Below are 5460 nucleotides of genomic sequence, written 5' to 3' on the forward strand. Positions count from 1 at the left end.
TTTAACAGGTGTACATAAAAATCTATACGCAAAAACAGATCAAAAAGCTACTAATGGAAACCAACGAACTGATAGTTCAAGTAACCCAAGTGGTTATCGTGTTAGAGCGGGGTTCGTTGATCCTAAAAGTGATAAGAGATTTTGGAATGTATCAGGTACACACTATGAAACCTTAGACAATGGACGAGCTGTTTCTCAATACACATCTGCAAAAGATTGCAATTTTAAATTTGGGCAGTTTTTATAAAACCTTATGAAAAAGAATAAAATTCTATTAATAATTCTTGTGGTTGGTATTATTACTTTAGGTATTGTAATTTTTATAAAATCTCAAGCAGTTACAGAGACAAAAAGATTAGGTAACGGTGAAAATACCAACCATGAAGAAACAAGTTTATCTTCTGAACCATCTATTCAAAATAAAGAATTATTGAATGAAAATCAAAATTCATTAGCTAAAAATCAAAATGATGAATCATTTATATTTAATTCTGATTTAAAAGAACTAAGAGAAAGATATCCTGATGGTGTTATATATACTAAATTGTCAGAAGCAAAGCTAAGCACTGCTCAAAAAAAAGATTTAGCAGAAACCTTCGATAATTTAAATCGTTATGGAAGCTTTAGTGGTGGGAAAATTACTAATGAATTCTCTAATTTAGATAAAAAAAGAGCTGCGTTAAAGGAAGAAAAACCTTTAGATTTTAAACCAACAAATACAGATAGTTTAGTTCCAGATTTAGAACTATCTGGAAAATGGTATTCTGGTGCAATAAATGACGGAAAATATAACTCTCTTTATCGTTTATATGAAAACCAAGATGGTAGTACCAAATTTGAAATAACCGAAATGTATTTGAATCCAAATAACAGTACTATTGTAGAAGTTTTCCAAGAAAGTTTAAATCATAATGTAAATAATGTTCCAATGACTCTTGAAACATTGAGAAATGAAAATGGGCAAGATATTTACAATGTTCACTTCAATTATAATAATAGATATTATTCACTATCTACTGAAAACATGACCCGTATACAAGTAGAAAATATCATTAATCAAATAACTAAATAAATTAAAATCTAGGTGAATAACTCCTATCATTTTTACGCTGTTGCTCCAGTTGTAACTCTCTACGTCTGTCCAACTCATCTAAAGCCTTGAAGATATTTGTTTGATCAAACCCTCGAATCGTTCGTGATACTGTTGCACTGAGTCTAGTTTCCTTTGAAGCTGTTGGGTTAATGGTGCTGTCTGCTTCTCGATTTCTGTATAGATCATTGTCGGTAATAGTTCGTTGATCTCGTTCTTTAGATTTAACCCAGTCACTAATTGCTCTAAATGGCTCTGTAATTGCTGTTTTAAGCTGCTCTCCAAGTTTTGTAATAAAGTCTCTGATAGCTTCGGATTCTGTAGCTGTCTGATATGATTTTTCATCTCTTTTTCTTTCTCGGTCAGCGTATTGAAGTGAGTTATCAATTTGTTGCAGTAGCTCTCTAGTTCGTCTATGGTTCTGTTCTGTGCCTGAATGAGCTGCAAGGCTTGATCTTGCTGCTGCTGTTGCTCTTTGAGCTGCTGCTGTTGCTGCTCGATAATCTGCAATAACTGTGCTTCGAGATTCATTTAATTGGTTTCCTGCACTATTCGCATGTTGTTGCTGTACTGCTGCGCTTTCGGGTCGATTTGAACGCACCAGTCCCATTTTTTCTCTGTCCCACACTTCTGAATATTCAGGCTCGCCCCTTGGCTTTTTAGCCACTGGACTTTGTTCTCCATCTCTGTGATGTCGCTGTACTTGCTCTTGCTTACGTATCCCAGACAAATACTGCTGATAAGCGTTATACATGCCAGTGAAATCAAGACTATATTCGATGTAATAAGGGTTTTCTTTAATTTGGCTGCTTGGGCTGTTTCTTGGCTCAAGCCGTTCAACTGCTGCAAGTTCGCTTGTAGCTGTTTGATCTGTTGTTGTTGTTCTTGCAATAGGGCTGTCATGCCTTGTTGCTGCTGCTTCTTGGTTTGAGCTGTAGTCTGGTTGATCTGCTGCAATATCTCGTTCGTTGCTTCGCTCTGTTTCTGCTGTATATCCGTTTTGGTGCTGTCGATACTGCTGCTCAAGCTCTGTGCTTCGCTTTGCACTGTATTCCGCATATCTTTGAATATCTGACTGATTTCGCTGTTCAGCTTCTCGTCTATATCGTTCTGATGCTGCGATAGTAAGTTGTTGGCTCGTTTCTGTAAGTCTAAAATCTTGCTCATAGATTGCACCTGTAAGCCTTATCGGACGGGCTTTTTCATCATCATTCGGATTTTTAATAGATAGGCTTTTCTTGGTTTCTCTGGTGATTTCAAGACCGAGATCCAATAGCCATTTTTTCATGCTCTGCCGATCTGTAATTAGTCCACTCTCTACGGCTCTCGTTGCTTCAATATCAAGAGTTTCCTTAATTTCATTAACAGTTTTAGGCAAATTTTTTGCTGTTGTAACTGCTTGGCGATAGAGGGGGTCATCTGCATCATGCAGTTGATATTCATAGTTTGTAATCTTTTTAAACAGATCAATACGAGGACGATCAGCTTTGTCATAATAAGGCTGTAAACGTTGCCCTGTAATGATTTCAATATTAGGAATTAGAAAATTAAGTTCTAATCTTCGCTCCCCTGTTTCTTCGTTTAACTTGTCTTGATGCTCAATCCACAAGACACGGTACTGGCTCTGATCCATACCAGGGAACAAGGCTTTCTCAAAATCCTGCATGATTTTTTGTTTAGCCTGGTCAGATAAATCATGCTCATAAAAACTTAGGCATCCGGATGTATATTTTTTTGCATAAGGGGATGTATCAATTAATCCTGATACTTCGGAAACATCGCCCTGTAGGACTTTTGCATAATCTCGATCACGATCTTTACCAAGTAAATAATCCAGTGGACCTTTGCTCAAACCATTGCCGTATCTAAAGAACTGAACAATCATTTTTTCAATTCCTTTAAGGTATGATCAATCCCTATTAACAGGTGCAAAAGCCTTGCAGCATCAAGGGGACGACTGCTTGCAATATCGGTATTTATTGCCTTTGCAATCTGATTGATGTTGCCCCCAATTCGGGATAGCTCAAGCAAAAAGTCACGGTCTAATTTTGTGTAGTGGTTTTCCTGATTCTTTTTTTTGGCGTTGCCTTGAGTTACATCAATTTGGGCAAGTGAAGTATCCCTTAGATATTTGGCAATATTTAGGATATTGGCATCTTTGATTTTCTGTACCTCTGCATCAGAAAATCGGACTTTGTAAACCTTATTACGTTTGATCGCTGTCATGCTTTTGCCTTTGCTTTTGGGGGTTTCGGGGGCTTACCCCTGAACAAGGTCATGGAACACATCTACGTAGTAGAGGGGTCTCCATGTATCCTTGCATTTCATTACAATATCAGACCCCCAGACGTAATTCAATTAAGCTGGTCATGGCAAGACTATGGACAATCGCAAGCGACCGTAAAACCTAATCTGTGCCTAAACACTATGCACAACTCCGCATAACGATAAAGCCGTTATACGTTGAGTTGCACACAGGTTTAGATCACAGGGTTTTCCTTTGCCCACAGCCATTGCTCATTCCCTTAAATAATAATTTTTTAAAATGGAATGGGAGAAAAGCACCCTAGAGGGCTGATATCTGATTTAGGCTTGCACTTGTGCATAAATCACGTATCAAAAACCGAAAAAAGGGCTGATATCTGATTTAGGTTGCACTTTTACACTTTTGGACAATTTTTAACCCATTTATAGACGCTTGGACGTGAAATATTTAATTTTTTGGCTATTTGCGTTGGATTGAACCCCATAACATGCAGTTTTAAGGCTTCCTGACGTATATCGCTGTACTGTGCTGATCTAGCCTTACCGCCATGACTAGAATCGCCCATACGCCCTTTAGCAGCCTGACGCTCGATAAATTTGGCATGTGCTGCTGTATGGTTACGCCATACCCAACGAGCAATAGACTTAGCGGTTGCCTTTACCTCTGAATGTGGCAAGGGCTCTAAAAACGCACCATTTGCGTTTATAGCGACTTTTAGCACTTCCGCATACCAAATATCAGGCGACCCCGAAATAAACGCTCTAATCGCTTCATACGCCCAAAATCTAACGGTATCGAACATCATACAGTTACGCCCAAGCCCTGAAACCTCTTTTAAGTCGGTTTTTAGTTCCTGAAGCTCCACAAAATCGGCTAAATAATTGAGGTCGTATGGTTGAACGCCAAAGGTATGATTTTCCCATGTTCCGTGACATGGATTTTTAGTGATTAAGCCCGTATAGCCACGATCTGCACCTAACGCCAAACTATACGCCTGCTCGATCTTTGCAAGGTACTGTATGACATTCTGCTTTGCTCGATGCGTGGTACACACTGGAGCTAAAAGCATATAGCCAATATGTGCATGTCCATTTTGGCGATTTTTGGCTATCCAAGTCGGTGTAGGTAGGTTTGCATCAGACCACGCAAAATAAGCGTCTTGGCGGTCTATATCGAACACCAACGAGCTAACAAGACAAGGGGGATTATGCTGGATGTATGGCTTCTGGATTGCGGTACGTTTTGGGCGAATAATCACCCCACGCCCTAAATCATCCGAGCAATACGGTTTTTTTGGGAGTTTTTCGTAAAAATCGTCTGAAAATTGCGTTTTATTGAGCATGAAACACGTCCAAGTGTTGCAATAGCTCAAAACATCAGTAAAATACAAGTATCGAATTTGCGTTTTATGGATGCTTTAAGCATTTGTTTAACAAAGAGAAAAAAGCAAGCCTGCCAGCTTGCTTTTTTTTCGCCTGATGAAAATATTACACCTTTTTGAATTACTGTCAAATGACTGATTTTCAAAACAAAATATTGCGACAATTTGTCGCAAATATGCGCCCTTTGGAGATGCTTTTTTTTTCGAGGACAGCATTGCAAGGGCAATGCTCCGCAGACAAAAAAGTATCAAAGTCCATGCCTCTATGTTCTCGCATTTATACTTGAGCATAGCTTAGTGTTGTCCAACTGGCATCTAATACAAAATTGGCTAGTTTTACTAGCTAAAGGGATAGGGATAAATATATAAATTTACATTTTTATAGTGCGTAAAATTAAACCAAATGGTATAAACGATAAAAATATAAAAGAGTGTAATAGGATGAAATTTAAAATTTTTCTTGGCTTAATAAGCTTTGTTTCTGCCTCAACTTATGCTGCTACAGTTCCAGCAGAAGCATTCAGCCGTGCCAACTGTGAAGCATATATTCCAAATTTTGGATATGGTTGGTATAACGAATCTATTTCTTATGATGCTTTAACAGGTGTACATAAAAATCTATACGCAAAAACAGATCAAAAAGCTACTAATGGAAACCAACGAACTGATAGTTCAAGTAACCCAAGTGGTTATCGTGTTAGAGCGGGGTTCGTTGATCCTAAA

Annotated in this window: 5 protein-coding genes and 1 pseudogene; 3 read left to right on the forward strand and 3 right to left on the reverse strand. The window is 38.2% G+C overall.

Going from position 1 to position 5460, the window contains the following annotated elements; genetic code table 11:
* A pseudogene (locus tag E2K52_RS15115) lies at positions 1-247 on the forward strand (hypothetical protein); the annotation flags it as partial.
* Between the two features lie 6 nt (positions 248-253).
* Complete coding sequence (locus tag E2K52_RS13125) at positions 254-1072, forward strand: hypothetical protein (protein ID WP_141991936.1); 819 nt, start codon at positions 254-256, stop codon at positions 1070-1072.
* Between the two features lies 1 nt (position 1073).
* Here the strand turns inward: E2K52_RS13125 and E2K52_RS13130 are convergent, their stop codons facing one another.
* The 3 genes from E2K52_RS13130 to E2K52_RS13140 form a co-directional block, all read right to left on the reverse strand.
* Entirely contained in the window at positions 1074-2975 is a 1902-nt protein-coding gene (locus E2K52_RS13130; RefSeq protein ID WP_151205497.1) for a relaxase/mobilization nuclease domain-containing protein, read from the reverse strand.
* Positions 2972-3316: a plasmid mobilization relaxosome protein MobC gene (mobC, locus tag E2K52_RS13135; protein ID WP_141991933.1), complete on the reverse strand. Its 345-nt coding sequence runs from the start codon at positions 3314-3316 to the stop codon at positions 2972-2974. Before mobC ends, E2K52_RS13130 begins: the two co-directional genes overlap by 4 nt.
* 434 nt (positions 3317-3750) lie before the next feature.
* Positions 3751-4698, reverse strand: coding sequence for a replication initiation protein (locus E2K52_RS13140; RefSeq protein WP_141991934.1), 948 nt, complete (start codon positions 4696-4698; stop codon positions 3751-3753).
* A 480-nt stretch (positions 4699-5178) separates the two neighbouring features.
* On the opposite strand from E2K52_RS13140, the gene E2K52_RS13145 reads away from it, so the two are divergent.
* Positions 5179-5460 (forward strand): hypothetical protein (locus tag E2K52_RS13145; protein ID WP_151205498.1); only part of this gene is annotated, 282 nt, incomplete at its 3' end.

It is taken from the genome of Acinetobacter sp. RF14B (assembly GCF_006864105.1).
Classification (GTDB): domain Bacteria; phylum Pseudomonadota; class Gammaproteobacteria; order Pseudomonadales; family Moraxellaceae; genus Acinetobacter; species Acinetobacter lwoffii_C.